General features: G+C 40.2%; 25 protein-coding genes. 12 read left to right on the forward strand and 13 right to left on the reverse strand.

Features of this window, described 5'->3' with window-relative positions; translation table 11 throughout:
• Window positions 1-130 precede the first annotated feature (130 nt).
• On the forward strand, window positions 131-985 hold the full coding sequence (locus tag MS6x_RS07545; RefSeq protein ID WP_482606535.1) for a universal stress protein: 855 nt from the start codon (window positions 131-133) through the stop codon (window positions 983-985).
• Window positions 986-1,009: 24 nt separating this feature from the next.
• Here the strand turns inward: MS6x_RS07545 and MS6x_RS07550 are convergent, their stop codons facing one another.
• Together MS6x_RS07550 and MS6x_RS07555 are read right to left on the reverse strand one after the other, a co-directional pair.
• Window positions 1,010-1,468: an archease gene (locus MS6x_RS07550; protein ID WP_482606537.1), complete on the reverse strand. Its 459-nt coding sequence runs from the start codon at window positions 1,466-1,468 to the stop codon at window positions 1,010-1,012.
• Between the two features lie 148 nt (window positions 1,469-1,616).
• Entirely contained in the window at window positions 1,617-1,994 is a 378-nt protein-coding gene (locus MS6x_RS07555; RefSeq protein ID WP_482606539.1) for a response regulator transcription factor, read from the reverse strand.
• A 195-nt stretch (window positions 1,995-2,189) separates the two neighbouring features.
• Between MS6x_RS07555 and MS6x_RS07560 the strand changes: the two genes are divergently transcribed.
• The 4 genes from MS6x_RS07560 (at window position 2,190) to MS6x_RS07575 (ending at window position 7,786) form a co-directional block, all read left to right on the forward strand.
• Window positions 2,190-2,651, forward strand: coding sequence for a pyridoxamine 5'-phosphate oxidase family protein (locus tag MS6x_RS07560; RefSeq protein WP_482606541.1), 462 nt, complete (start codon window positions 2,190-2,192; stop codon window positions 2,649-2,651).
• Between the two features lie 173 nt (window positions 2,652-2,824).
• Window positions 2,825-5,227 carry a phosphoenolpyruvate synthase gene (gene ppsA / locus MS6x_RS07565; RefSeq protein WP_482606542.1) on the forward strand — a complete coding sequence of 801 codons (2,403 nt, stop codon included), beginning with the start codon at window positions 2,825-2,827 and terminating at the stop codon, window positions 5,225-5,227.
• 34 nt (window positions 5,228-5,261) lie between these two features.
• On the forward strand, window positions 5,262-6,215 hold the full coding sequence (locus MS6x_RS07570) for a 1-phosphofructokinase family hexose kinase (RefSeq protein ID WP_482606543.1): 954 nt from the start codon (window positions 5,262-5,264) through the stop codon (window positions 6,213-6,215).
• Window positions 6,216-7,396: 1,181 nt separating this feature from the next.
• A complete protein-coding gene (locus tag MS6x_RS07575; protein WP_482606544.1) occupies window positions 7,397-7,786 on the forward strand; it encodes a DUF302 domain-containing protein in 390 nt (129 codons plus the stop codon).
• Between the two features lie 67 nt (window positions 7,787-7,853).
• Here the strand turns inward: MS6x_RS07575 and MS6x_RS07580 are convergent, their stop codons facing one another.
• The 3 genes from MS6x_RS07580 to MS6x_RS07590 all read right to left on the reverse strand — a co-directional run bounded on the left by MS6x_RS07580 (window position 7,854) and on the right by MS6x_RS07590 (window position 9,936).
• Complete coding sequence (locus MS6x_RS07580) at window positions 7,854-8,615, reverse strand: SDR family NAD(P)-dependent oxidoreductase (RefSeq protein WP_482606546.1); 762 nt, start codon at window positions 8,613-8,615, stop codon at window positions 7,854-7,856.
• Between the two features lie 73 nt (window positions 8,616-8,688).
• Window positions 8,689-9,348: a WG repeat-containing protein gene (locus tag MS6x_RS07585; protein WP_482606547.1), complete on the reverse strand. Its 660-nt coding sequence runs from the start codon at window positions 9,346-9,348 to the stop codon at window positions 8,689-8,691.
• A 135-nt stretch (window positions 9,349-9,483) separates the two neighbouring features.
• Window positions 9,484-9,936 carry a DUF2267 domain-containing protein gene (locus MS6x_RS07590; protein WP_482606549.1) on the reverse strand — a complete coding sequence of 151 codons (453 nt, stop codon included), beginning with the start codon at window positions 9,934-9,936 and terminating at the stop codon, window positions 9,484-9,486.
• Window positions 9,937-10,139: 203 nt separating this feature from the next.
• On the opposite strand from MS6x_RS07590, the gene MS6x_RS07595 reads away from it, so the two are divergent.
• Window positions 10,140-10,994 (forward strand): universal stress protein, encoded by an 855-nt coding sequence (locus MS6x_RS07595; RefSeq protein ID WP_482606551.1) that lies wholly within the window; start codon window positions 10,140-10,142, stop codon window positions 10,992-10,994.
• A 192-nt stretch (window positions 10,995-11,186) separates the two neighbouring features.
• Here MS6x_RS07595 and MS6x_RS07600 read toward each other — a convergent pair whose 3' ends face one another.
• The 3 genes from MS6x_RS07600 to MS6x_RS07610 all read right to left on the reverse strand — a co-directional run bounded on the left by MS6x_RS07600 (window position 11,187) and on the right by MS6x_RS07610 (window position 12,794).
• Entirely contained in the window at window positions 11,187-11,459 is a 273-nt protein-coding gene (locus MS6x_RS07600) for a hypothetical protein (RefSeq protein WP_482606552.1), read from the reverse strand.
• A gap of 146 nt (window positions 11,460-11,605) precedes the next feature.
• Entirely contained in the window at window positions 11,606-11,899 is a 294-nt protein-coding gene (locus MS6x_RS07605) for a hypothetical protein (RefSeq protein ID WP_482606554.1), read from the reverse strand.
• 19 nt (window positions 11,900-11,918) lie between these two features.
• The gene (locus MS6x_RS07610) at window positions 11,919-12,794 is read right to left on the reverse strand and encodes a universal stress protein (protein ID WP_482606556.1); all 876 of its coding nucleotides are present in this window, start codon (window positions 12,792-12,794) and stop codon (window positions 11,919-11,921) included.
• 237 nt (window positions 12,795-13,031) lie between these two features.
• Here MS6x_RS07610 and ftsH point away from each other — a divergent pair, with 237 nt between their 5' ends.
• The 3 genes from ftsH to MS6x_RS07625 all read left to right on the forward strand — a co-directional run bounded on the left by ftsH (window position 13,032) and on the right by MS6x_RS07625 (window position 18,114).
• Entirely contained in the window at window positions 13,032-14,990 is a 1,959-nt protein-coding gene (gene ftsH, locus MS6x_RS07615) for an ATP-dependent zinc metalloprotease FtsH (RefSeq protein ID WP_482606558.1), read from the forward strand.
• 149 nt (window positions 14,991-15,139) lie between these two features.
• The gene (locus MS6x_RS07620; RefSeq protein WP_482606559.1) at window positions 15,140-15,526 is read left to right on the forward strand and encodes a hypothetical protein; all 387 of its coding nucleotides are present in this window, start codon (window positions 15,140-15,142) and stop codon (window positions 15,524-15,526) included.
• 71 nt (window positions 15,527-15,597) lie between these two features.
• Window positions 15,598-18,114 carry a cation-translocating P-type ATPase gene (locus MS6x_RS07625; protein ID WP_482606561.1) on the forward strand — a complete coding sequence of 839 codons (2,517 nt, stop codon included), beginning with the start codon at window positions 15,598-15,600 and terminating at the stop codon, window positions 18,112-18,114.
• Between the two features lie 11 nt (window positions 18,115-18,125).
• Here the strand turns inward: MS6x_RS07625 and MS6x_RS07630 are convergent, their stop codons facing one another.
• From MS6x_RS07630 to MS6x_RS07640, 3 genes are all read right to left on the reverse strand, one after another.
• On the reverse strand, window positions 18,126-18,527 hold the full coding sequence (locus tag MS6x_RS07630; protein ID WP_482606563.1) for a hypothetical protein: 402 nt from the start codon (window positions 18,525-18,527) through the stop codon (window positions 18,126-18,128).
• An 11-nt stretch (window positions 18,528-18,538) separates the two neighbouring features.
• Complete coding sequence (locus tag MS6x_RS07635) at window positions 18,539-19,312, reverse strand: sigma-70 RNA polymerase sigma factor region 4 domain-containing protein (RefSeq protein ID WP_482606565.1); 774 nt, start codon at window positions 19,310-19,312, stop codon at window positions 18,539-18,541.
• 307 nt (window positions 19,313-19,619) lie between these two features.
• The gene (locus MS6x_RS07640) at window positions 19,620-20,123 is read right to left on the reverse strand and encodes a hypothetical protein (protein WP_482606566.1); all 504 of its coding nucleotides are present in this window, start codon (window positions 20,121-20,123) and stop codon (window positions 19,620-19,622) included.
• Window positions 20,124-20,334: 211 nt separating this feature from the next.
• Between MS6x_RS07640 and MS6x_RS07645 the strand changes: the two genes are divergently transcribed.
• Genes MS6x_RS07645 through MS6x_RS07655 form a run of 3 tightly spaced genes read left to right on the forward strand, consistent with a single transcriptional unit; the run spans window position 20,335 to window position 21,250 of the window.
• Window positions 20,335-20,664: a YtxH domain-containing protein gene (locus tag MS6x_RS07645; RefSeq protein ID WP_482606568.1), complete on the forward strand. Its 330-nt coding sequence runs from the start codon at window positions 20,335-20,337 to the stop codon at window positions 20,662-20,664.
• A gap of 6 nt (window positions 20,665-20,670) precedes the next feature.
• Window positions 20,671-21,015 (forward strand): hypothetical protein, encoded by a 345-nt coding sequence (locus MS6x_RS07650; RefSeq protein ID WP_482606570.1) that lies wholly within the window; start codon window positions 20,671-20,673, stop codon window positions 21,013-21,015.
• A 1-nt stretch (window position 21,016) separates the two neighbouring features.
• Window positions 21,017-21,250 (forward strand): DUF6327 family protein, encoded by a 234-nt coding sequence (locus tag MS6x_RS07655; protein ID WP_482606572.1) that lies wholly within the window; start codon window positions 21,017-21,019, stop codon window positions 21,248-21,250.
• Between the two features lie 156 nt (window positions 21,251-21,406).
• Here the strand turns inward: MS6x_RS07655 and MS6x_RS07660 are convergent, their stop codons facing one another.
• Window positions 21,407-22,477, reverse strand: a complete 1,071-nt coding sequence (locus MS6x_RS07660; RefSeq protein ID WP_482606574.1) for a response regulator — start codon at window positions 22,475-22,477, stop codon at window positions 21,407-21,409.
• A 21-nt stretch (window positions 22,478-22,498) separates the two neighbouring features.
• Window positions 22,499-26,122, reverse strand: a complete 3,624-nt coding sequence (locus tag MS6x_RS07665; RefSeq protein ID WP_482606575.1) for a sensor histidine kinase — start codon at window positions 26,120-26,122, stop codon at window positions 22,499-22,501.
• Window positions 26,123-26,291 lie beyond the last annotated feature (169 nt).

Consider the following 26,291-nt stretch of genomic DNA (forward strand, 5'->3'; position numbering starts at 1 on the left):
TCACCGACTGACAGCCGTCATTTTCAATGTAACAGCATGGTTTTAATTTTGATACTACTAAGAACAATGGTAGCAGCTTCTGCCAGAGTATTTAGGAAAAGGCAGAAATGACCATAAATCCGAAGTTATCATGAAAACGATTTTATACGCCACCGATTATTCAGAGAATTCCGTGGCAGCCCTTCATTTTAGTTATACCCTCAGTAAGGTGCTTAATGCCAACCTAGTGGCATTACACATATTTGAACTGCCGTTGACCTTGGCCAGCACTGTTTCCTATACCTATTCGCGCAAAGAAGTACTTGCCTTTAGCGACCATCGCAAAAAACTGATAGCGTTTTGCACCGAACATTTAAAAAACGAATCCGAACCTTTGAACATAACCTGGAAAGTGGATGAGGGGAAACCTGTCTCTGATATCATTATTAAAAATGTAAAGGAACTCAAAGCTGAATTTATCGTGGTTGGTGCCAAAGGTGGTAGCAGATTACGTAAAATATTGCTAGGAAGTAGCACTACTGCGCTTATAAATACGGCAACTTGTCCTGTACTGGTCGTACCCGAAAATGCCGATTTCCGTGGTATTAAAAAAATAGTCTACGCTACCGATTTTGAAGGGGTCGACATTTTTACCATAGAAAATTTGGTGCGACTGGCAGAACCCTTTAAAGCTGATGTGCATTTAGTACATGTATTTGCAAAGAAATCGGAAACAAGTGAAAACCAAATGGATTGGTTCAAAGGGATGCTAAAACATAAGGTAAGTTATGAGCGTATAAAATTTGAAATCCGATATGGAGACAACATTTTTAGCACCTTACAAAAATATATCAATGAAATCGAGCCTGATTTGTTCGCTATGCTGGAGCGGGAGAACCATAGCCTGATTAAAAATTTAGGACACTATGATTTGGTCAAACGTATGAAAAACGAAGGACATATTCCATTGTTGAGTTATCATAAAAAAAACGTAGGGGTAATCTAAGGGAGGTTTTGCTACTTTTAATTTCTATCTTTTGAACACGATAAAACCATTGCACGAAAAATCTTCCTGCTGTTCAATAGAACATTTATGCCCTTTAATCCACTTTAAGTCTCTATCGAAATCTTTGAACCAAACGCCATAAATTTGAGCTTCAAGTTGTTCATTTGTGAATTCCTCAATGCGCATGGTACAGAAAATAGCATGATGGTCATGTGTCAGCATCAGTACCTTATTCAAGAAATCGATCAATAGGTCTTCGATATCCTCTCCCGACGCCTTCACTTTCATAATACAATCGTAATGGGTTGCGCCAAGGCATGAACCTGGACTCAAAACAAATGCCAAACGGCTAAGACTATTTTTTAAAAGTTCTAGGTACGTACGCCCTTCAACCGGTATAGCCACATCTGGACTGGAAAATCTGCCAGCCTCAGATTTCTTAAACCTAGTTCTTGCCTTTCCCGATGTAGTTTGAATTTCCATGACTGAAATTTAAAAAAGTACCTACCCAAAGGTTTCCCTCATGTTAGAACTCTAAAAATAAAACATGTATTAGCGTTTCAAAATGATACAGATCAGTCGAGTCTATTTTTGTGAGTTTTAATGAAGCCGTTGAGTTGAACAACTAAAATTAAAAAGATTCACTTTTGAACAAACACTTCTTAATAGAAGCCAAGAGCTCTTGAAGTTCACAAGGTTTGACCAGGTAGTCCGAAGCTCCGGCATCCAGGCCCATCTTGATATCGCTTTTTTCGGATTTAGCAGAATAGAAGATAAATGGAATTCTCATAAGTTCTGGTTGGAGCCCTAAATTACCGAGCAGTGTGAGTCCATCCATTTCGGGCATAAGCATATCGCAAATAATGAGGTTGGGTGGTGTACGTTGTATTTTTACAAGGGCCTCTTTACCATTCTTGGCGGTAGTTACTTCATAACCTTCAAGCTCCAAAAGTTCAGCAGTACTTTCCAATATTTCGGCGTGATCCTCAATGAGCATAATGGAAAACATGGTTGGGCTGTTTTTAGGATAAATAACGCGGTAATTGTAACTAAAGGTAGTGTTACTTGTAAGAAAAATAATGAATATAATGTTAAACTCAATAGTCAAACTCCAGATTAACCATTTTTGTCAACTGATCTTTATCATTACATAGACCGGAGGTTTCCTTTAATTTCACCCTTTTAAACCTCTAAAACATTCGTCATGATAAAAGATCTTAATACCAAAGAATGTCTTAAGCTGCTTCGTAAGAACTATATTGGGCGCTTGGCCTATATCATGGGCGAAAGCCCGTACGTAATCCCGATTACCTATTATTATTACGACACAACGGACAACAGCATCATCAGCTATTCTTTGGAAGGACATAAAATCGATGCTATGAGAAGAAAACAGATGGTATCCCTAGAGGTCGACGAAATAGAATCGGTTAGCCATTGGAAATCGGTTTTGGTACATGGGGATTTTGAGGAGCTAACCGGTACACATGCAAAAAAACTTCTTCGCCAATTTTCACAAGGGGTCAAAGATATTATCAATGAAGAACCCAATAAAGATGTTCAGTTTATCAACGAGTTTTCAAGCAAATTAGGAGCGGAAGGCACTTCGCCTGTTGTGTACAGAATCAAGATTAGGGAGATTACTGGGAAGGTAAGAGAAGATTGAAGATTTTTCCAAACCTTTTCGTTACCGTTATTCAGAACCATAAGCCATATAGGAAACGGAGTAACCATATATGAGATTCCACCTTTGATGGAAGGACATTATAAGAGGACTGACCCAAATCATTGTTAGGTTATAGGAATCCCAAGAAATTTGTATGATAAACGCAATAGCTAATGAAAGCCTTCATCAAACGTTTCGAAGAAATAGCAATTACAGACGTCCCTTCTGTAGGAGGAAAGAATGCCTCCTTGGGCGAAATGTACAATCAACTGACTTCGCAAGGGCTTCGCGTACCAAACGGATTCGCAACCACCTCTCATGCGTTTTGGACCTTTTTGGACGAAAACGGCCTCAAAAATAAATTATCAAAAGTAGTGTCGGAATTGGATACGAACCGCTACTCCAATTTAAACACTATCGGAAAAAAAGCCCGCCAACTGATTTTGGGAGGCACACTATCCAAAGAATTTTCCAATACTATTATAAAAGCATATACAGATCTATCTGGGGGAAACAGTTGCGCCATAGCCGTAAGAAGCAGTGCCACCGCTGAAGACTTGCCCGATGCCAGTTTTGCAGGCCAACACGATACTTTTTTGAACATTGAAGGAAAAGATGCCTTATTAGAAGCCGTCAAAAAATGTTTTGCCTCGCTGTACACTAACCGTGCTATCAAATATAGAGACGACAAGGGTTTTAGGCATAGCGACGTAGCACTTTCTGTTGGGGTACAAAAAATGGTGCGAGCAGATAAAGGGTGTTCGGGTGTTGGTTTTACTATAGAACCGGAATCGGGATTTGAAAACGTTATATTACTTTCCGGCGTATGGGGATTGGGCGAAAACATCGTTCAGGGAGTTGTGAATCCCGATGAATTTTATGTCTTTAAACCCAAATTAGAAAGTGGAAAGTATCCTATCATCCAAAAAAAAATGGGCGACAAGAAATTGACCATGATCTATGGCACATCAAAAGATGATGCTGCCACGGTCAACATTCACACCCCAAAAGCCAAACAACAACAATTTGTTCTGTCCGATGAAGAAATAATCACATTGGCAAAATGGGCATCACTAATCGAAAAACATTATCATAATCCAATGGATATCGAATGGGCAAAAGATGGCCTTACCAACGAACTGTTCATCATTCAGGCGAGGCCGGAAACGGTGCATCAGACTAAGGATAAAAACGTACATATAGAATACAAGCTGTCGGAAAAAGGAAAGGTGCTCACTACTGGTAATGCCGTAGGTTCAAAAATAAAAGTAGGTATACCAATTCTTTTACAATCGCCAAAAGAGGCTAAAAACCTAACTGCAGATCATATAATCGTTACCGATACCGTCACCCCTGATTGGGACCCGCTCTTAAAACAGGTTGGGGGCATCATTACCAATAAGGGTGGGCGTACCAGCCATGCAGCAATCGTAGCCCGAGAATTAGGCGTTCCTGCCATTGTCGGCTGCGGAAATGCCACTACGGCCATAGCAGATAGTAAAACAATCACCCTGTCTTGCGCCCAGGGCAAAACGGGTTACATCTACGAAGGGAAGCTACCGTTTAAAAAAGAAAAAATCGATTTTTCGAACATTAAGATGCCCCGTACGGAGGCAAAAATTATTCTTGCCGACCCCGAAAATGCATTTCAATTATCATTCTATCCTAACAATGGTGTAGGCTTGCTGCGTATGGAATTCATTATTACCCACTCGGTAAAAATTCATCCGATGGCCTTGGTCAAGTTCAAAGAACTGAAGAATGCCGGTGTTATAAGTAAAATTAAAAAGATTACGCAAGGTTATAAAAACAAACAGGCATATTTTGTAGATCAATTAGCACAGGGCATTGCCACCATCGCAGCGGCGTTCTATCCCAAAGAGGTTATTGTACGCTTGAGCGATTTTAAGACCAACGAATATGCCCACCTTATTGGCGGTACCGATTTCGAACCCCAAGAAGAAAACCCAATGTTGGGCTTCAGAGGAGCATCACGGTATTACAGCGATTTATACAAGGAGGGATTCGCACTCGAATGCGCCGCTATCAAAAAAGTACGGGAAGATATAGGATTGGACAACCTTAAAGTAATGGTGCCATTTTGCCGCACTTTGGAAGAAGGCAAAAAAGTCATTGGGATTATGGAAGAATACGGATTGAAACGAGGCGAAAACCGATTGGAAATCTACACTATGGTAGAGATTCCAAGTAACGTAATCTTGGCGCAAGAGTTCGCAAAGATTTTTGATGGTTTTTCCATTGGCTCCAACGATTTAACCCAATTGACGTTAGGCATCGATCGCGATTCAGAGCTTATGGGCGAATTGTTCGATGAAAACGATCTGGCGGCCAAACGCATGATAGCTATGGCAATAGTTTCTGCAAAGAATACTGGAACCAAAATTGGACTTTGTGGACAAGCACCCAGTGATTTCCCGGAATTCGCCAAGTTTTTAGTAAGCAAAGGTATCGACAGTATATCCTTCAATCCAGATGCGCTATTGCAAGGTATCGAAAACATCAACAAGGCCGAGAAAAGATTGGTGACTTTTGGCAGGGCAGAAAGTGGCAATTAATGATGTTCCAATAACAAGTTTTAAAACAATTTCAATGCAAAAAATAATAACGCTTACCATGAACCCTGTAGTCGACAAGGATACCTCCGTTGCAGGTGTTGTGCCCAATAAAAAATTGCGCTGCCTTTCGCCTTCCTATTACGCAGGTGGCGGCGGCATTAACGTTTCTAGGGCACTTAAGAAACTAGGTGGCAAATCGATCTGTGTTTATGTAGCCGGCGGATCCGTAGGTACACATCTTAAACAATTGGTTTCTGATGAAAATATAGAACAGAAGGTTATCGAAATAGAGGGGTGGACGCGTGAAAACCTTTCTGTAACCGACACAAATACCCATTTGCAATATCGTTTTGGGGTGCCTGGCCCAGAAGTAAAACAGAAAGAATGGCAACAGGTTTTCGATGTATTGGAACAGCTCTTGGAAAAGAATGATTTTTTGGTCGCCAGCGGAAAATTACCGCTTGGAATTCCGTCCGATTTCTATGTAGAAGTTTCCAAAATTACTGATAAAAAAGAAGCCAATTTCGTATTGGATACTTCCGGTGAAGCATTGCTGCCAAGCATGAAAGCCAATATATTTCTAATGAAGCCGAACTTGGGCGAATTGAGCAGTATTCTGTATGTAGCCTCCATTTCTGCCACAGAAATCGAAAAATTGGCCTTACGCTTTCTAGAAGAGAACAACTGTAAGGTCTTAGTAGTTTCGATGGGTGCAAAAGGAGCGTTTTTGGCCACTAAAGACCAAATGGAACATATTCCTGCCCCTACAGTGCACCAAAAAAGTACGATTGGTGCCGGTGATAGTATGGTTGCCGGAATCGTTTACAGTCTTACTCAAGGAAAACCGTTGAGCGAAGCTGTAAAATATGGGGTGGCTTGTGGTACAGCAGCCACGCTACACCCTGGTACACAACTTTGTAAAAAAGAAGATGCGGACCAACTTTATGATTGGATAAAAAATAACTCTTTAAAAAAACATCCAAACTGACCTAGGTCATTTTGGACAAGGGAATTACATAGTATTTTAGCTGTATAATCAAACGAAAAATAGTTCTTTGAAAAAATAAGTAGGTTGGATTTTGGTTTCGGGGGAACTCAAAATCCACAAAAAAAGAGGTCGTTAAAATAGCCTTTATACCTTTTGAGTCCTGAACGGATTTAGCGATAAATTCGGGCAAGTTCCAGTATAAGCGGTCATAGGATAGTATAACGTCTTCTAGGAAACTAGGATATTTCGATATCCTAGTTTCTTTTTCAAAAAAAAACAATCAAACTGACTTAGGTCATTTTGGAAATAATCATCTTCCCCTAAATTAGTACTATCATTAGATATAGTTCTTTGAAAAAATAAGTAGGTTGGATTTTGGTTTCGGGGGAACTCAAAATCCACAAAAAAAGAGGTCGTTAAAATAGCCTTTATACCTTTTGAGTCCTGAACGGATTTAGCGATAAATTCGGGTAAGTTCCAGTATAAGTGGTTCTAGGTTAGCATAACGTCTTCTTGGAAACCGGAGCATGGGAATGTTCCGGTTTCTTTAAAGGATTGATTACTGCCATCGTAAGGTAGGCAATAATCATAGTGAAGAAAAGAATGCAGTGAAAACCCAATTGTATCGGTTATATCATTTTAGCAATAAAGTAAAAGATAAGTTGAAAGTAGTAGCAAATTTCATTTCTTTATGAAAAACAGGAAGTTTCGGCTTCCTGTTTTTTCAAACTCAAACGTTAAGGGCTTCTAAGCAATAATGCCTTAGCGGCCATAAAATGGTATTAAAGCAATCTTGATATTGAAAATGCTGGCGTAATGCGCAGCTAGCGTGTTTCTACCCGAAACTATTTTTAAAATCAAGGTGGTCGGATACCATAGTTAAGGACTGGAATACTCTAGTATCCCAGTCCTTTTCAAGATATTCAAGTAAAGGCCAATATCTCCGCAAGGCGATAAAGGCCCGAAAGGGTTCGGATTATTTTTAGCAACCATCGTCCCTATACCATTTTAGCAATAAGATGACTCAAGGATAGATTATAAGCGAAGAATAGAACGAACACTTCAAAGGAAACAGGAGACCTATGCCCTCCTGTTTCTATTTTTTGGTATTATCTATAATGCATCATTCTGGATCAAGAGTCGTCATCACGCTTATTCTAACTCTATAAAACAACAGAAATATGGACTATTATTTCAATAAGATCCTTACCGCTACATCCTTTGAAAAGGCAATAGAGCGAATAACCCAAACCCTAAAGGAAGAAGGTTTTGGCATTTTAACCGAAATCGATATCAAAACCACCCTAAAGAAAAAACTGGATATCGATTTTCCCGACTACAAAATTCTGGGTGCCTGCAATCCAGGTTTTGCGCATAAGGCACTTATGGCCGAGGACAAAATCGGAACCATGCTGCCCTGCAATGTTATTGTACGCAAAACTACAAGTGGGGATATCGAAGTAGCTGCTGTAGATCCGGCAGCCTCTATGACCGGTGTAAAAAATGAAGCGCTCACCGAGATAGCCGAGGAAGTGCGAAACAAGATAAAAAGGGCGGTAGATAGTCTGTGACATCTACCATCCTTTGTTGATTTCTACGAATTGGTTCCACTTGATTTGGCGGTGCCGTATTTTCAATTTAGGCCGTTAACATCCCCCCATCAATAATCTGGGTAGTACCCGTGATATATTTGCTTTCGTCCGAAGCTAGGAACAATGCCAGTTCTGCAATCTCTTCCGATTCTGCATAGCGCTTAAAGGGAATGGTGGCCTCGAATCCTTTTTTAACTTCCTCGGGATTATCCGGGTTACTATCTCCCTCAATGCCGCGCATCATCCGATTGTTTACTGGGCCAGGGTGAACGGTGTTCACACGGATGTTCCTGTCTGCAAATTCCAATGCCGCCGTTCTCATGATGCCCACGACGGCATGCTTGCTGGCCACATAGGCGCCCAAGCCTGCAAAGCCTTTAATGCCCGCTACCGATGAGGTAATCATTACGCTGCCGCCCTCCTCCATTTTAGGGATAACATGTTTACATCCCAACCAAACACCTTTTAGGTTTACGGCGATGACCTTGTCAAAAACAGCGTCGGGATAGTCGGCAATAGGTTTGACCCTACCTTCGATACCGGCATTATTAAAGAATACATCAATTTTTCCGTACACCTCCAAAGTTCGTTTTACATATTTTTCTACATCTTCGGTTTTAGAAACATCGGCAACACAATAGGAAAGATTTTCATGGTCTAATTCTTGGCAGGCACTTTCCAGTGCTTCTTTAACACAATCAACAATAACTACTTTCGCCCCATGGGCCAAAAATAGTTTTGCAGTTGCCTGCCCTATACCACCTGCACCTCCTGTAATCAGGGCAACTTTATCTTTTAAGCGTTCCATATTCAATTATTTTATTTTAAATTCTTTTCTACGACTACCAAGCTTCGGTAATTTCAATACAAAAAGTACTTTTTTAATTATCCTTCAGCTCTAGCTGTACCACCTTCCATTGACCGCCCTTACCCTTAACGGCCAAAAGGTCTCCCGTAAGCATTTTTGCATGTAATTCAGGTAGCTTAAAATGTCGTTTGGACATTACGATGTTCTGGCGTTCCTGAACGGGCCACACCATTTCGCCTTGCCTATTTACAAGTACTTCGGTAAATTTATAATCATAAATATTGAGCTTGAACTCATTTTTACCTCTCAAAGTCTTGTTGGCAAAAATGCCAACAGCATAGCCATTCTCAAATGACGTAATATTCACATATTCCGGTTCAATAACCGTTTCTCCCTTTGCATTCATAAATCCATATAAGGAAATACCCTCGGCATCAGGTTTGGAGATAAAACATAACCCATCTTTAAAAGCAGGATACCCGATGCCAGAAACGCCTAGGAGGTTGTCCTTTTCACGATTCCATAACACATCGTCCCTAAAATCGATGGCCAGATGACCTTCTTTATCGATAAAGCCCCATTGGTTACCCTTTCTAACGGCCGCTAGACCTTCGCTAAAAGGCGCTACTTCGTCAAGTCCCGAAATTATAGGTTTGTTGAGTTCTTCAACCGTTTGTGAACTGCCAAAAAAAGGCATTGCCATAACTAGTAGCAATAAATGTAAATGTTTCATTTTTCTATATTTTTTTGAGTTTGAACAAAGGTATTTTAGCTTGGTTTTTTATGAAATGACCAAGGTCATTTCATAAAAAATTGATAGTAGAAGACACCCGTAACGCTTACTACTGCTATCTTATGCATACTACGTTCAAAACATCAAATTAGAATAGATCATACTTTTCAAATCCTTGGGAAGCCCATCACGGATATCTTCCATCTCACCGAGCGAAATGTATTTTCTTAAGAGAATAAAGGTCACATCAATATACTTTTCTACAAGTTCGTCTTCGTAACCAAAATCATTTATGGCCGCCGGACCATCCAATTTCCTTACAAGCGCTATGAACTGCTCCATACGTTTTATCTTCGGCTTCTTGTTTTTGATTGTCCAACCGTTGACATAAGCTGCCTTCAAAAACATGGGTAGTTGTGCCATAAATTGCAGGGATTCCTCAACAGGAATTATTGTGCGAAGCGCGTGCATTATTGAGGTGAAAATACGACCGGCCTTTTCAGTATCGTCGCCGAAACTCAATTGTTTGGCGTAATCGTTTAAGAACGTATTGCCTTCCGTTGCGTATTGATTAAAATTAAGTGCCATAATAAGAAGTTTTTAAGTGAAGTATAAATTTTGCTATTTCTCTTTTATACGCAAATGACCTATGTCATTCTATTACGACTTTTCTACAATTATCTTTAGATACGAGAAATCAATTCTATTAAAACGAAGCCTGTCTTGAACCGTTGGACGTTGCGTACTATAACCGCCACCGATAGACGGAAATGAAATATAAAACCCGAGCCATGAAAAACATTTTGATTCCCACCGACTTCTCCAATAACGCGTGGAACGCCATTTCGTATGCGCTGCAATTCTTTAAAAATGAAAAATGCAAGTTCTATTTTCTACATACCTACACCCCTATTTTTTATAGAATGGATTATGCCATGGGCGGGCCCGCTTTTAGCGCCATTCCCGACATGGAGGTTGATGTTGCCCTAGCGGGCTTGGAAAAAACCTTGGAAGATGTACAGGAACAATTTCCCAATAAAAACCACAGCTTTGAAATCGTGTCGGCTTTTAATACGTTGACGGACGAGGTTAATGAACTTTCTAAAAAAAAGGACATTGATTTGGTGGTGATGGGAACACAGGGCGCAACAGGTGCAAAACAATTTTTTATGGGCACCAGTACCGTATTTGTTATACGAAAAGCAAAAGTACCCGTTATGGCCATTCCACATAACTGTAGATTTAAACCAGTTAAAAAAGTACTGTTCCCTTCTGATTTTTCATCACCCTATAAAAAAACGGAGGTGTACGATATTATCGAATCGGCAAAAATACATGGGGCAGAGATTACAGTACTCCATATTAAGGAAGAATATAACCTGTCCAAAACCCAGTTGGCAAACAAAGGCCAGCTATTAAAATATCTTAGAAACACGCCCTACAAAGAAGTGGAAGTACGAGGTAAATTAATGCCTGACGCAGTTCTGGAATACATAGAGGAACACGAAATAGACCTGTTGGCGATGATGAACCGTAGCCACTCTTTTTTCGAGAAGATATTGATCAAACAAAACATTGACCAAATTGGCTTTCATATTCATATCCCATTTTTGGTAGTACGCGATACCGCAGAAATTGAAGGCTAACCTTTACAAAACTTGTGAATTACCCAACAGATTCTCGTACAACAGCTAATAACGTCGTTTTTACAACCTTAAAATAGCATCACTAGAACCAAACACAGTTTTTTTAAAAACAGTTGTTGTAAACCGGTTATCCCTAATCCAATTCTTCGGTCACAGGTTATGTTGTTGCTATAGTAGCAAATCGTAGGACAACTACACGGAAGCCAATTCCGAAATACGGCCGCTGCCATAGCCTTTAGAATCCTGCGGTTGTTGATATTTGCAGGACTGTATCGGATACCCGATGCGAAAAAGTTCTCGTTTCACCTGTTGTAATGCGAAAGGCGTAGCATACAGAAAAAGTATGCTGCCGTTCTCCACATCGATATCCAGAATACGAATGTCAAGGATACGGTGCAAATTTCTTATAATGATATGCTTTCCTTTATCCGTTTTTAAGTTCTTTACTTCAGCTGTAGCTTTCATTCTAGGGCAGATTTTAGGGATTATTTTTCTAATATAGACGGTATGTATCACTGCCAAAATGACCTATATCATTTTGATATAGTTTGTGATTATTTTAGGACAAGTATTGGTGATAAATAGGGGGCCGTTAAAGATGCCTTATACTATCAAGGCTCCAACAAAAAATCAGGACAGAAAATAGGAAGGATAAAAAACACAAATAAAAAGAATAGAAAGGCCCAAAGTGCCCCCATTAGCAATGGATAGACCAAAATACCCCCTTTGGCCTTAGGATTTAGCGAGTGTGCGATCAAACCATGGATACCCATACTAAAGAGCGTGAAAATAATTCCCGCCGTAACGATTAAAAAAGTTTTTGAATGGGTATCCTTGATGGTATTCAGGTAAAATCCCAGTCCCAGGGCGACAGCTATTACGATACTGTATATTCTTCTTGCCATTATAATTGAATTTGAGCGTTTATAATACTGCACTAAAATAAAAGAGCTGGTGGTTGCCCTCTCGAAAACTTAAAAGTGGTATTTCTCCATACGATTCCATTTTTTTGACAAGGCTGGAACCGAGCCACTTTTTGAATATGCTTTTCTTTTCTCGTTCCAACATCACTACCATATCTGCATCCTCTTCTTGAAGGTACACTCGAAGAGATTCCAAAATATTATCGGAAAAGAAGAGCTTGAATTCCATTTTATCATACGACACTTTTTGTGCGAGCATTTCTTTGAACCATTCCATTTGTGTTTCTCCTTCATATTCATTTTCAGTACTAATATGCACTACTTTGATTTCGGCATCAAAGGCTTTTCCCATTTCGACCAATTTTCGAATGGCGTACACGTCTTCTTCCTCAAAATCGGTAGCATAAATAATAGTCTTGGGCGGCATATAACTAGCATCCGAAGGAATTGCCATAATGGGGCAAGGTGCTTTCTCGATTAACTGTTTTGTAGTACTGCCCATGATGATTTCTCGCAAAGCACTTTCGCCCTTAGTACCCACCACAATCATTTGGGCATGCCATTGCTCCGCTGTGGTAAGAATTCCTTTAATTACCGATGGATGTTCCACCGGCTGCAACTGCACATCGGGTGCCTTCCAGCCGCTACCTAAATGTTCTTCATAGAATTCCTCCAAATTTATACGATGTTGTTTAAAGGCGGTCTGCTCTATATCTGGAAAAGGCTCGTCGAGACCCTCCATCCCCAAAACGGTCGGATAATCGAATACATGGGCAACTACCAGACGAACGCCCATGTGTTTCGCTATATTACTGGCATATTTTAATGCGGCAACTGCATTCTTGGAATAATCAGTGGCGTACAAGATTGTTTTCATGGCTTACTTTTTTTCATTCCCTTCTGGTCGCAACGCACAGACAAAGCGACAACTAAGAAATTTTATGAATTTACTTTTCTAAAGGTAACCGTCTATGTCATTTTTATAAATGACATAAATCATTTCATAGCAAATAGACTTGAGATATTTTTGAATCACTACGGGCTACAAACTTGTTAAGTAAAAAGTTATAATGGATTCCAAAAAGGATAGCACTGGTATCAAGAAGTATTGAAAATGAAACAACCCCACAATAGCAAAGAGAAAACAGAAACCGAGGAAAAGAAGGACGGGAAATCACCCTTTGGCGGTAAAAATATTAGTTGGTTTTATTTTTTCTTGTTCGGACTGCTATTGTGGTTTTCCATCTTTTCGAATCCCGCCACCACTTCCAAAGAAATCAACTGGACATTCTTACAGGATTCTCTTTTGAAACAAAAAGAGGTTTCAAAAATAATCGTCATAAACAAAGAAGTTGCTGAGATCTATATCAAAAAGGAAGGACCCGACAATTCCGAAAATGATGAAGTCATCAACAATTTGTTCCGTTCGGCAGAAGTACCACAATACCGAATGACCATTGGCTCGGTGGAAACTTTTGAGGATAAATTACAAAGAGCACAGTCAGATTTCCAATCAGCGGAAAAAATCAATGTGCAGTACGAAACACGGACCAGTTGGATTAGCATATTATCGTGGTTGCTGCCTCTAGGTATACTAATTCTTTTTTGGATGTTCATGCTAAGTCGAATGGGCGGCTCGGGAACGGGTGGAAATCCGTTATTCAATTTTGGAAAATCAACGCCCAAAATTTCGGACAAAAGCACTAAAGTCTCAGTAACATTCAATGATGTCGCTGGACTCAAAGAGGCTAAAACTGAAGTTATGGAGGTAGTCGATTTCCTGAAAAATCCCGAAACCTATACGAAGTTAGGGGCGAAAATCCCTAAAGGTGTCATGCTTGTGGGACCACCCGGAACAGGAAAAACCTTAATGGCCAGAGCAGTTGCCGGCGAGGCACAAGTACCTTTTTTCTCCATGTCCGGTTCGGAGTTTGTGGAAATGTTCGTTGGCGTTGGCGCCTCAAGGGTACGCGACCTTTTCAAAAAGGCCAAGGAAAAAGCACCTAGCATCATCTTTATAGACGAGATCGATGCCGTGGGACGTTCCCGTGGTAAGGTCAATGCCTTTCAGGCAAACGATGAACGCGAAAGTACGCTCAACCAATTATTGACCGAGCTCGACGGATTCGGTGCAAATACAGGGGTCATCGTATTGGCAGCTACCAACAGACCCGATGTATTGGACAAGGCCTTGTTACGACCTGGCCGTTTTGACCGTCACATCTATTTAGAACTTCCTACCAAAGAAGAACGTCAAGAAATTTTTGAGGTACATCTGCGTCCTTTAAGACTTTCAGAAAATGTAGCGGTGGAATTATTGGCCAAATTGAGTCCCGGATTTTCAGGGGCCGACATTGCCAATATTTGCAACGAAGCTGCCCTGATTGCCGCTAGAAAGAAGAAAAAAGAGGTAGAGCAAGATGATTTTATGGAGGCCCGCGACCGTATCATCGGCGGCATGGAACGAAAAAGCAAAATAATCTCGGAAAAGGAAAAAGAAATCGTGGCCTTTCACGAAGCGGGTCACGCGGTGGTCAGTTGGCATTTGAAACATGTAGATTCTTTAGTCAAGGTTTCTATTATCCCACGTGGAAAATCCTTGGGTTCTACTTGGTATTTGCCACAGGAAAGACAGATTATAACCAAATCACAGTTTCTGGATCAGATTTGCGCCTCATTGGGAGGTAGGGCTGCAGAAGAAATCATTTTTGACGAAATCTCGTCCGGAGCACTTGACGATCTTGAAAAAGTGACCAAGCAGGCCTACGGGATGATCGCATATTACGGCCTGGACGAAGAAATAGGACCAATCAGCTTCTACGATTCCTCAGGAAGGAACGAGCAAATGCTCCATAAACCGTATAGCGAAAATATGGCACAACAAATAGACAAAGAAGTCATAGACCTAATTACCACGGCATACGCGCGTACAAAAACTATTTTACGTGAACATAGAGGCGAATTGGTAAAACTCGCTCATTTACTTCTAAAGCAAGAGGTGGTCGAAAAAGAAGATCTGATAAAAATCCTAGGCAAAAGAGGAGTTGATGAGTTGATTGAAACCAAGGGATAATCACCCCGAACTATCAATGAGAGGTTGCCGAGCATCCTTTCAATATGAGTGAGGAATTTATCTTTTGAAAGAATAATAAACGAAAACTACTATTGCTACCGCAATAAAGAATGAATACAATAAACAATAACTATTAAAAATATAATATCATGGAAAAAGAAGTAGTGTACGACGAAAACCTTCATTTTGAACACCAAAACTGGAAAATGGAACTGGATTTTTGGAAAGACGAACTCAAGACCTTCAACAACCGTTTAAGCGAATTGGTAACACGCTATACCAGTAAGGAGGTCCTTAAACAATTGGAACATTACCAAAATGAATTTGCGCTTCATAACGGAATTATCGAGGATTTCCGAGAAACTATTGAAGAACATGAGATGAGCATCGCAGGCCATAGCAAAACAAACAAGCAATCAATGGATGTAACCCTAGTAAAAACCCACATGGATTTTAGGGAGAAAATGGAAACCCAAAGGCAAATATATGGAGATCTAAAAAAGGGGTTTTTTAGGTTTTTAACCAAATATATGTAGTGGTGTTACCACTAGAATATTTCTATAGTTGTAACTTGTCTACTTTGATCCCCAAGTGGTAAATACTTCATATGTCCATAGATAATTTCAACTTTAAAGGATTGTCCTCCGAGGAAGTACTGGTGGCCAGAAAAACTTACGGGAAAAATTCTTTAGAAGGCAAAAAGGCACATGGACTGTTAGATGCCTTACAAAGTTTGGCAAAAGAACCGATGGTCGTGTTACTGTTGGTGGCCTCGGTCATCTATTTTATTAGCGGCGATGTGGGAGAAGGAGTTTTCCTAGCCTTAGCTATTGTATTGGTATCCGCTATTTCATTGTATCAGGATGGTAGAAGCCGAAACGCACTTAAAAAGCTAAAAGATTTTACCCAACCCAAATGTAAGGTCATCCGTAATGGGAAAGTTATCGAAATCTATAGCGATGAAGTCGTAGTGGGCGATAGCTTAATGGTTGAGGAAGGCACTACGATTGCCGCAGACGGTAAAATTGTACATTCCAACGACTTTTCGGTCAATGAATCTCTTCTCACAGGAGAATCGCTTTCGGTATATAAAGATGTTGAACAGAAGGATAACAGCATCTATAGGGGAACCATGGTGGCCAGCGGACTCGCCATTGCCATCGTAACCGCGATTGGGAACGAGACTGAACTGGGAAAAATTGGAAAAAGCCTGGAAGTAATTCAAGTTGAAAAAACGCCGCTTGAACTTCAGATCAACAATTTTGTAAAAAAAATGGTTGTTGTGGGAACCATTGTTTTTATAATCGTTTGGGGCATCAATTATTACAATTCTAAGGATATACTTGACAGTCTCCTAAAGGCTCTTACTTTGGCTATGTCCATTTTACCTGAAGAAATTCCCGTGGCCTTTACCACCTTTATGGCCTTGGGCTCTTATCGTTTAATGAAAATGGGCATCATCGTAAAACAGATGAAAACCGTGGAAACCTTGGGGAGTGCCACCATTATCTGTTCCGATAAAACAGGTACGATTACCGAAAATAAAATGTCGTTGGCAAAAGTTTTTTCGCTTTCTGCGAAAAAAATTACCGACACGGACAATCTGCTAAACAATGCGGAAAAAGAATTAATTGAAATCGCGATGTGGGCTAGCGAACCCATTCCCTTTGATGCCATGGAAATCGCCCTACACGAAGCCTATCAAAAAACCACAGGAAAGGATAAACGACCGGCGTATAAAATGATCCATGAATATCCCTTGGGCGGAAAGCCCCCAATGATGACACATCTTTTTGAAAATCACAAGGGTAAACGAATTATTGCCGCAAAAGGTGCCCCAGAAGCCTTGATGGCCGTTTCCAACCTTAACCAAGATCAAAAAAACCAAATCCATGATGCCATCAATGAACTTGCCAAAGAAGGTTATCGGGTCCTGGGCGTTGGGAATACCGATTTCACGGGCATCGACTACCCTAAAAAACAACAGGATTTTCGGTTCCATTTTAAGGGAATCGTTGCCTTTTACGACCCGCCTAAAAAGAATATCCAATCCGTTTTCGATACTTTTCACCATGCGGGAATCAAGGTAAAGATAGTAACGGGCGATAATGCCGCCACCACCGCCGCCATCGCCAAGGAAATTGGCTTCAGGGGCTATGAAAAAAGTATTTCGGGAGATGAATTAATGTCCCTGAGTGAAAATGAACTAAAAGAACGGGTGCAGATTACTAACATCTTTACCCGAATGTTCCCTGAAGCAAAACTAAAGATTATCAATGCTTTTAAAGCCAACGGGGAAATCGTGGCCATGACAGGAGACGGCGTAAACGATGCCCCTGCCCTAAAAGCGGCCCATATCGGTATTGCGATGGGCAAAAAGGGTACGGAAATTGCCAAAGAGGCCGCTTCGGTCATTTTATTGGAAGATGACCTTTCCAGAATGGTCGATGCCGTAGCAATGGGCAGGCGTATTTATACCAATTTGAAAAAGGCCATCCAGTATATTATTTCGATTCACATTCCGATCATTCTAACAGTCTTCTTTCCGCTGGTATTAGGCTGGTCGTTCCCGAATATCTTTACCCCTGTACATGTCATTTTTTTTGAATTGATTATGGGTCCTACCTGTAGCATTATTTATGAAAACGAACCAATGGAAAAAGATACCATGGTACAAAAAATGCGTTCGATGGGTGCCACTTTCTTTAGTTGGAAGGAATTGACAACGAGTGTTGTACAAGGCTTATTGATCACTGCTGGTACGCTCCTGACCTATCAATATGCGGTTTATAACGATTTTAACGAGTCAATTACCCGCACCATGGTCTTTGTAGCCTTGATTTCGGCGAATATATTTCTAACATTGGTCAATCGGTCGTTTCGATATTCCATTTTGACTACATTAAAATATAAGAACTATCTGGTGCCCTTGATTATTTTGCTTACCGTAATTTTAACGGCACTATTACTTTTCGTACCGCCGTTGACCCACTTTTTTAAATTTGAACGTTTAAATGCACATCAAATTCTTGTTCCCCTAGGTCTTGGGTTTTTGTCCGTAATTTGGTATGAATTTGTTAAATGGAGAAAACGATTGCAACATACCCCTGTAGAAAGCCAATGAGCAAAGAAAACCTACTTAAGCTTCTTGGCGTACCCAAAGACCATTTTCTTAAATCCCTTAAAATCGTTTTCAAAAAGAACCATACTTTCATAAAGTCTTCGGTGTTCGTCCCTATAATCGGCATCTGCTAGACCTTTTTCACCCTTATGCAACCGTGATAACAATTTTTCATGTGCGATAATATCATCAACCAGATAGTCAAAAAGACTTGCATGGGTTTTATCAAGATATTTGAGCATATTACCATATTCCGAATCCTTTGCTACCTTTTTATCCAATAGATTGGCAAAGAATTTGGTCTCATCTTTCCAGAGCCCAATAGTTTCCAACCACTCGCGACTTTCTTGGTGCAATACGTCTAATCCAGCACCCAACAATAAATCCCTCTTTGGGTTCGATTCTTTTGTGTTCATACCATTCGTGCTTATTCACTATCTTCAAAATGCATGTTGAAAAAACTAGTTTCGAGACTTTTTCTTGCGTTTTCTAATAGTTGCTGTACTTCTTCAAGGCTTTGATTCCTTATTTGCGCTATTTCATCCACATTAAAGTGGTGTTCGGTGGCCAGTTCAAAAACAGTTCGCATAGGCAAAGGCAATTGATGCAGTACCATATTCACATGCCTTCTAATACGCTCTTGTCCTAACTCCTTATCAAGTTTATCCATGAGCTCCATTTTATCATCTTGCACAAACACATGATTTAAGACGTAATCGTTTTTAGGATATGAAAAATCGTCCATTTCTTCCATCATGACCAGATCTCCATCCCCGTCGGTGCTAAAATTTTCCTCCATGGCATCCCATTCAGGTTTTGAAAAATCATCTATATTATCGAAGAAGACTTCATCGAATTCCTCGTCGATAATCGTATCCTCCAATAGGCTATCGGCCTTTTTAAAGAGCCAAGGGTACAGATCTGCTTTATTTTGGACTTCATTAAAGTTATCATAAACCTCAATGAATAATTGATCTATAAAATCGTCGGGGCGATATTTCCCGCTTGGAAGGTTTCCTTTTGACAATGCTACGCTCAAACGTTTAGTAATGTAACGTTTTACCTGCGGAAGTGTCGTCAACAGCAATTCATTAAAGGCTTTTTTATTCCCTGTATCCTTTATTTCTTTTAAATCGGAATACGTGCTGGCCACAAATATGTGGAACTCTTTTTCACTTTTGTAGTCGATAGAATTATTCATGGATATGCTTTTTCGAATTCCACAAATGTGCAAACTAGATGTCATTAACAAAATGATATAGGTCAGTTCCCATGTTTTTTTATAAATGTAAAAGTACCATTGCTTAATATCGTAGGTTACTTTTGAACGACTTTGAGAAGGCGGATAATTGGTGTTGTCAATGTAAAGCGAAGGACGGGTTTTTTAAACCTATGCTCGCCTAGAACATAATCTTTATCCAAATATTAAGCATGCTATTTTAGGTTCAACTTAATTATTTCAAGGAACAATAGCCATTTGAATAGTGAGTCGGATGCTAAAACAGGGTTTACACTGTCGTCTCCAATCCTTCCAAAATAGCTTCCAGCCCACTTAGATTATAACTTTGGTTTTGAAAAAGTAAAAGATACTGTCCTTCGTTTAATTTTTTAACGTTGCTGGCGGCTTGGGTTTCATAAATACCTAATCCCCTTAAAATACCATAAGGACCTTCCGATAGCTCAGCCAGTTTCTTCCCGTCAATATCGTGCAAAAAGAGTTCCGATAAAGGACCACCGATAAAAACAGTTCCAATTTGAGGGTTATGGAAAATACCGAAATCAGTCTTCGGACCTAACCATTCTTTCAAGTATGCTTTGAGCTGACCGTTCTTTTTTTCTGCTTTCTGTAAATCTGCACGAGAATATGCATCTAACTTTATAAGAAGGGTCAACTGTACATTCATAGTATTTTGCTCCTTAAGAAAAGTAATGGCCTTCTCTACCTGCACCAATTTGCTGAAGGTTGTTGAAAGAAAACGCTTTTTGCTGGTTTTAGGGACTTGTAGATTCATAGCAGCTATTTTGCCAATACATTCATTTGATATGTTTTATTTATGGATGCGTCCCTGGTAATTCAATTGCAAGTTACCGTTAGAAAAACAAGTTCAAAATGATACAGATCATTCAAAAAAACGAACGATACTGACCAAAGTCATTTCGGAGATCTCCAATTGGATTTACTTTAGCCATGAAAATTATTATTCACTTAAAACTATAGAAATTATGTCAAACGATAGTGGAAACATTTTATTGGCGCTAGTAACAGGTGCGGCCATTGGGGCAGGTATTGGAATTTTGTACGCTCCGGATAAGGGCAGCGAAACAAGGCACAAGATTAGGGACAAGGCCGTAGATGCCAAGCACGATCTTACCGATCGCATACACCACGCTAAGGAAGAACTGACCAAATCGGCCAACGAACAAAAAGATAAACTAGACCAAAAACTGGACGAGGTCATCTCTACTATGAGCTACAAGGCCGATGATATCATTGCCACGTTAGAGCATAAGTTGGAAGATTTGAAAAAGAAAAACGCCCAACTACAGAAATAACGGTCTATGGTTTTAGAAGAACTAAAAAAAGATCTAACAGAAGCTGAGGCCGATGTTAGATCTTATCTTGATCATAGCGAAGAGTATTTTCAACTAAAGGTGTTCAAGGTACTTATGGGATCCGTGACCTCTCTAGCTCAAATGGTATTAATTGGCGCCATAGGAATGCTTACACTGTTCATTGTTTCCATTGGAGTCTCGCTTGCCCTTAATGAAGTATTGGATAGCTTCTATATCGGATTTATAATCACAGGTATTTTCTACCTTGTTATCGGTGTTATCTGTTATTTTTTCAGGGATAAGCTTAATAAACCACTATTGCGAAAATTCTCAAAACACTATTTTGATTAACATGGAAAAGAGATATAGTTCCTTTGCCCAAATCGACGCCCGATTGAAGATTTTACGCCTAAAGCGCGAAATCGATACCGAGAGTCTTAAACTACACCTAAACCATACGAAAGCTAACCTTAATCCAGGCCATTTGCTTGGGGGCACCAAAGGTATTTTACAAAAAGTGCTGTTGACCTTTGCCATTAAAAAACTCTCGAACATTTCTGGGATTTTAAGTGGTTTTAGACGATAGGAGCCTTTGGAATAAATCCACTTTGTAATTCATAGTGCAACAAAGAATCTCGTCATTCTAGAAGCTGATGCCCTGTATATGGGATTCCTCCTGTGTCGGAATGACATATTGAATGGGGCTGAAATGACGAACCGCAAAGAAATAGTATAACAATTTTTACCTAAAATCGGCTATTTTTTGCAATGCTTCCTTATCCATAATAATAATTCTCCTGGCTCGGCCCATAGTAATCAGTCCTTCTTCCTTGAAGTCCGACAAGGTTCGTATGGCCGTCTCCGTAGCCGTACCTATAATACCTGCAAAATCTTCTCTAGGAATATCAATACCCTCATGGGGACTATCTTTGATGATGCCTTTGTTATGTAAGTTTAACAAGGCCTTGGCCACCCGTTGCCGTACGGATGAATATGCCATACCTACCAATTGATCCTGTACCTCGATCAGATTGTTCGAAATAATATCGATAAACTTATGCGATACTTCTTTGTTATCGTAAAGGAGGTGTATAAACTCCGTTTTCGGAATGCCGTAAACTTCGGCATCTTCCATGACCATAGCGGTTTCTAGATAGGTGCCATTCACGTTCAATAGTGATAACTGCCCCATAAAATCACCTGCTTTATGGATGCCCGTAATAAACTCCTTGCCCGTTTCGGTAGATTTATAGGTCTTTATTGTGCCACTTTCCACAAAGTACAGGGTATGGGCGGCATCGTTTTCCATATATACAAAATCTTTTTTATCATAACTTTTGGAGCGGTAATCCCGTGAAATCGTTTCCAGATTTAGGTAACGTGATGCGTCCCGCATAAATTCATTGATGCCGGCCATACTCTTCGAAAATTCCTTCCGTAAAAAATCGTTCTTTTTTAAACGGCTCGTAATGGCATCTAACAGTTCGTGTTCTTGAAAGGGTTTTGTCAAATAATCGTCCGCGCCAAGGTTCATTCCCTTTCGCAGATCTGCCTTTTCTGTTTTGGCGGTCAGGAATATAAATGGAATGCTGGCCGTTTCAATCTTTTTGCTCAATGCTTCCAAAACACCATAACCATCCATCACGGGCATCATAATATCACAGAGTATAACATCTGGATGAAAGGTTTGCGCCTTTTCAATACCAATGCTACCGTTTTCGGCTGTAGCAACCTTATAATTCGATAGTTCAAGAATATCGGCCGTATTCTCACGAACGTCCTTGTTGTCTTCTATTAATAGGATTTTTTTCATAATCTTCTAAATTTATTCCCATCACGTATTTATAGGGCTTTTAAATTTCACAATAAACGTAGAGCCCTTTCCTACCTCGCTATTAAAACTTACGGTACCGCCCATAAGCTCGGTGTATTGTTTTACAATATGTAGACCTAGACCCGTACCTTGTATATTGGTACTATTTTCTGCACGGAAAAAACGGCCGAAGAGATTATCCTGTTCTTCTACTGGTATACCGATACCTTGATCGGTGACCAATATCGAAACATTTTCGTTTTCATTTGTAAGGGTTACCGTAATTATCGATCCTTCTTCGGAGTATTTTATAGCATTGCTCAACAAGTTGGTAAACACATGCTGCAGTAGTTTGGCGTCTAGATATACCGGCAAGGACTCGGGTGCTGCTATAAGTTTTATATTCTGGCCTCGTTTTCTATTCGGTTGCATTTCATCGATCAAATTGTTCACAAATTCAATAAGGTTAAAATGCTCTGGTTTGGACTGTACTTTGCCTTCCTCCAGCTTGCTAAGCGAAAGGAAATCATTTAAAATGACCACCAAATTCCGAACGTTGTTCTGTATCTGTGATACATACTTGGCACGTTTTGCTTCCTTGCCGGGCATATTTTGCTTAGCAATCAAAATGGCAGAGGTACTTATGGCGCTCAAAGGTGTTCGGAATTCATGGGAGGCCATAGAAATAAATCTCGACTTAAGTTCGTTTAGTTCTTGTTCGCGTACCAGGGCACTGCGAATATCGGCTTCGGCCTGTTTCTGTTTGCTAATATCATTATAAACAAAGAGTGCCCATTTGACCTCATCGTTTTCAAAGTGAAGAGGCGAGGTGTTCACGGTATAGGACTTGTTCCTGAACTGTATCTCAAATGAAAGCTGTTCGCCTTCAAAAGTTCTGGTTATATCTTTTCTTATTCGTTCGATACGTTTTTTTGAAAAAATATTAAGATCATCGATACAAATTCCTTCGAACTGCTTTTTATCGTACCCGGTACGTTGTATTTCTCCCCCATCTATATAAGCAATCTCAAAGTTGGAATTGAATACGATAATAACTCCTTTGGGGAAGTTTTTTGAAATAGCCGTAAACATTGTTTGACTCTCCAACGCCCTATTCTCAGCAGCCTTTGTTTCCGCTACTTGATCCTTTAATTTTATATTTATCTCTACCAGTTGTTTAACGGTTGACTTCAATTCGTCTGTTCGTTCGGCTACTTTTTGCTCCAATTCCTTAGCGTAATCTTCAAGGAGCCATCGGCCTTTATCCAATTCTTCTTGCACTCGGTATTGCTCTAGTGCGATACTAGTTAGTTGCACCAAATCGGCAATAATTTCTTTCTGGTGCTTTGTGGGCGTTATCACCGTTTTATGATAGATGGCAAACGTCCCTAAGACCTTGTTATCAGAAGAAAGGACAGGATAGGACCAACAGGCACGAAGTCCATTTTCAAGGGCAAGTGTACTGTACTCGCTCCAATATTTGTTTTTAGAAACATCGGGTACTACAATCGCCTTCTTTTGATAGGCCGCAGCACCACACGAAACTCTATTTGCTCCAATACCAATGCCCTCTATCTCCCTAGTGAAAGGCCTTGGTAATTTTGGGGCGACCAATTTGTGCAGTGTCTTGTTTTTTGGGTCAAGAACAAGAATTGAGGCCATACTTTCCGCTATACTCAGCTCCAAGGCTTTAACGATTTCGCTGCCTATCGTTTTTAGGGGTTTATGTGCAACGATTTTTTCTAATATTTTCCTAATGTGGTCTTTAAATACCTCTTCGTTCCTTCTATAGGTTACATCGTTCTGTACACCAATAAAATGGGTTAAGTCATCGTGCTCATCGTGCACAGGTGTTATGGTCAATTCGTTCCAGAAAAGGGTTCCATCTTTTTTGTAATTACGCAATATCACCTGACAAGAATCCCCTCTTTGAATTGCCCTCGCCATGGTCGCGATGGCTTTTTGATTTCGGTCATCATTTTGTAAAAAGCGACAATTTTTACCTAGTACCTCCTCACGATCATAACCCGTCATTTGACAAAAAGCATTGTTGGCATAAACAATAGGGTGATCGGCAAGTTTGGCATCGGTAATCAAAATACCGTTTCCGGCAGATGCGAGCGCCCGGTTTTTTATAAATAGGTTCCGCTCTACTTGTTTCCTTTTGGTAATGTCCCTTGCTATTGCCAACACCTTGTTCTCTTGTAAAAAAACAAACCGAGTTTCGTAGTTGCGCATTCCGTTGGTGCGCTCGATCTCGTATTCTACTTGTTGTGTCTGTTGATTCAAAAGAGTTTTGTCCAAAGCGGTCTTTAGTAGTTTATAGTTTGCCTTTGACAGCCATTTCTTCATGTTTTTACCGACTAAATCATCTTTGGACACCAGCCAATCGTTAGAACCAGAGTTGTAGATATCCAAATAATTTCCATTAGCATCTAAGGTTAGAACAGTGTCGGGAATGGCCTCTACAAGTGCCTTATTTTGATAAAGCGTACTTGCAAGTTCCCTTTCCGTTGTCTTTTTTTCTGTAATGTCCCTTACAATAGTTAAAATCGCATGTTGGTTCAAGGGAACTGCGCGGGCCTCCCAAAACTTTTCGTTGTTACCAACTACCGCACTATATTCCACTATTTGAATCTTTCGTTCCCGTAAAGCAAGTTTATGGGCCTTTTTTACTACGGTAAAAACATGGGGCGGAAGCACCTCTTTCATATTCTTTCCGATGAACTTTTCAGGTGGTAGGAAAAGTTTTTCTGGCTCCGGAGCAAAGCAGTCCAGATAATCGCCCTCGTAGTTTTGAATCAACATCATATCGGGTAAAGCTTCCAGCAGTGCCTTGTTCTTTGCCTCGTTCTCACGTAACAGCAATTCGGTATTCTTTTGCGTGGTTACATCGGTTATAAAACCCTCCAAAACCTCTAGGTTTCCATCTTGGTCAAATATACCCTGACCTAGTTCGTTCAAGTATTTTATATTGCCCTGTTTATCGGTAATCCGAAACGATAATTCAAATGGCCTTTTTTCTTGGATTCCCTTTTGGGTGAGGTTCCAAACCTCTTCTTGGTCTTCTTCAACAGTGATATCGGTGAAATGTACCTTGCCTTCCAAAAAATCACTGGGGGAATATCCCGTAATGGGCAAACAACCATCGCTAATGTATTCCATGGTCCAATTAGGATCGTTCTTGCAACGGTAGACAATCCCCTGTAGGTTATCGATAAGGGTGCTGTATTTTCGATTACTTTCCAAGGAAGTAACCTCGGCCTTTTTTTGTTCGGTTATATCGGCAACAAATGCCACAACAACTTGTTGCCCATCTATTTTGGTTGGAGTTAGGCTAATTTTAAGAGGAAATTGCGAACCGTCTTTCCGAAGTCCCCAAAGATCCAAATTCCCACCCATAGATCTTACCTTAGGTTTCTTGGAATAGTCCTTTCTGTATGTTATATGTTTTTTTCGGAGTTTTTGGGGAATGAGCACCTCCACCATTTTTCCTACCAACGCTCCTTTCGTATATCCAAACATCAATTCCCCGGCCTTGTTCGATTCAAGGATGAATCCGTCATGGCCAACCACCAAAATTCCCTCGACGGAAGAATCGAAAATTGCCTTGTAGAGATTCGGGTTTGAATTATTTTTATTCATAGGGCGTAATTGTCTCTCTTTTTTGATACACGTTTTTATTTTCTCTTTTCTGTTTTCATTTCCTCCTTGTTACTCCTTTCTTGCTAGTTGTCATTCTTAAAAAGACCTCTGACCGCTGTTGCCCCAATCCTTGCCCTTCGGCAACGCTCAATGGCGATAAGAGGGAAGA

The sequence above is a fragment of the Maribacter sp. MS6 genome (assembly GCF_056839185.1).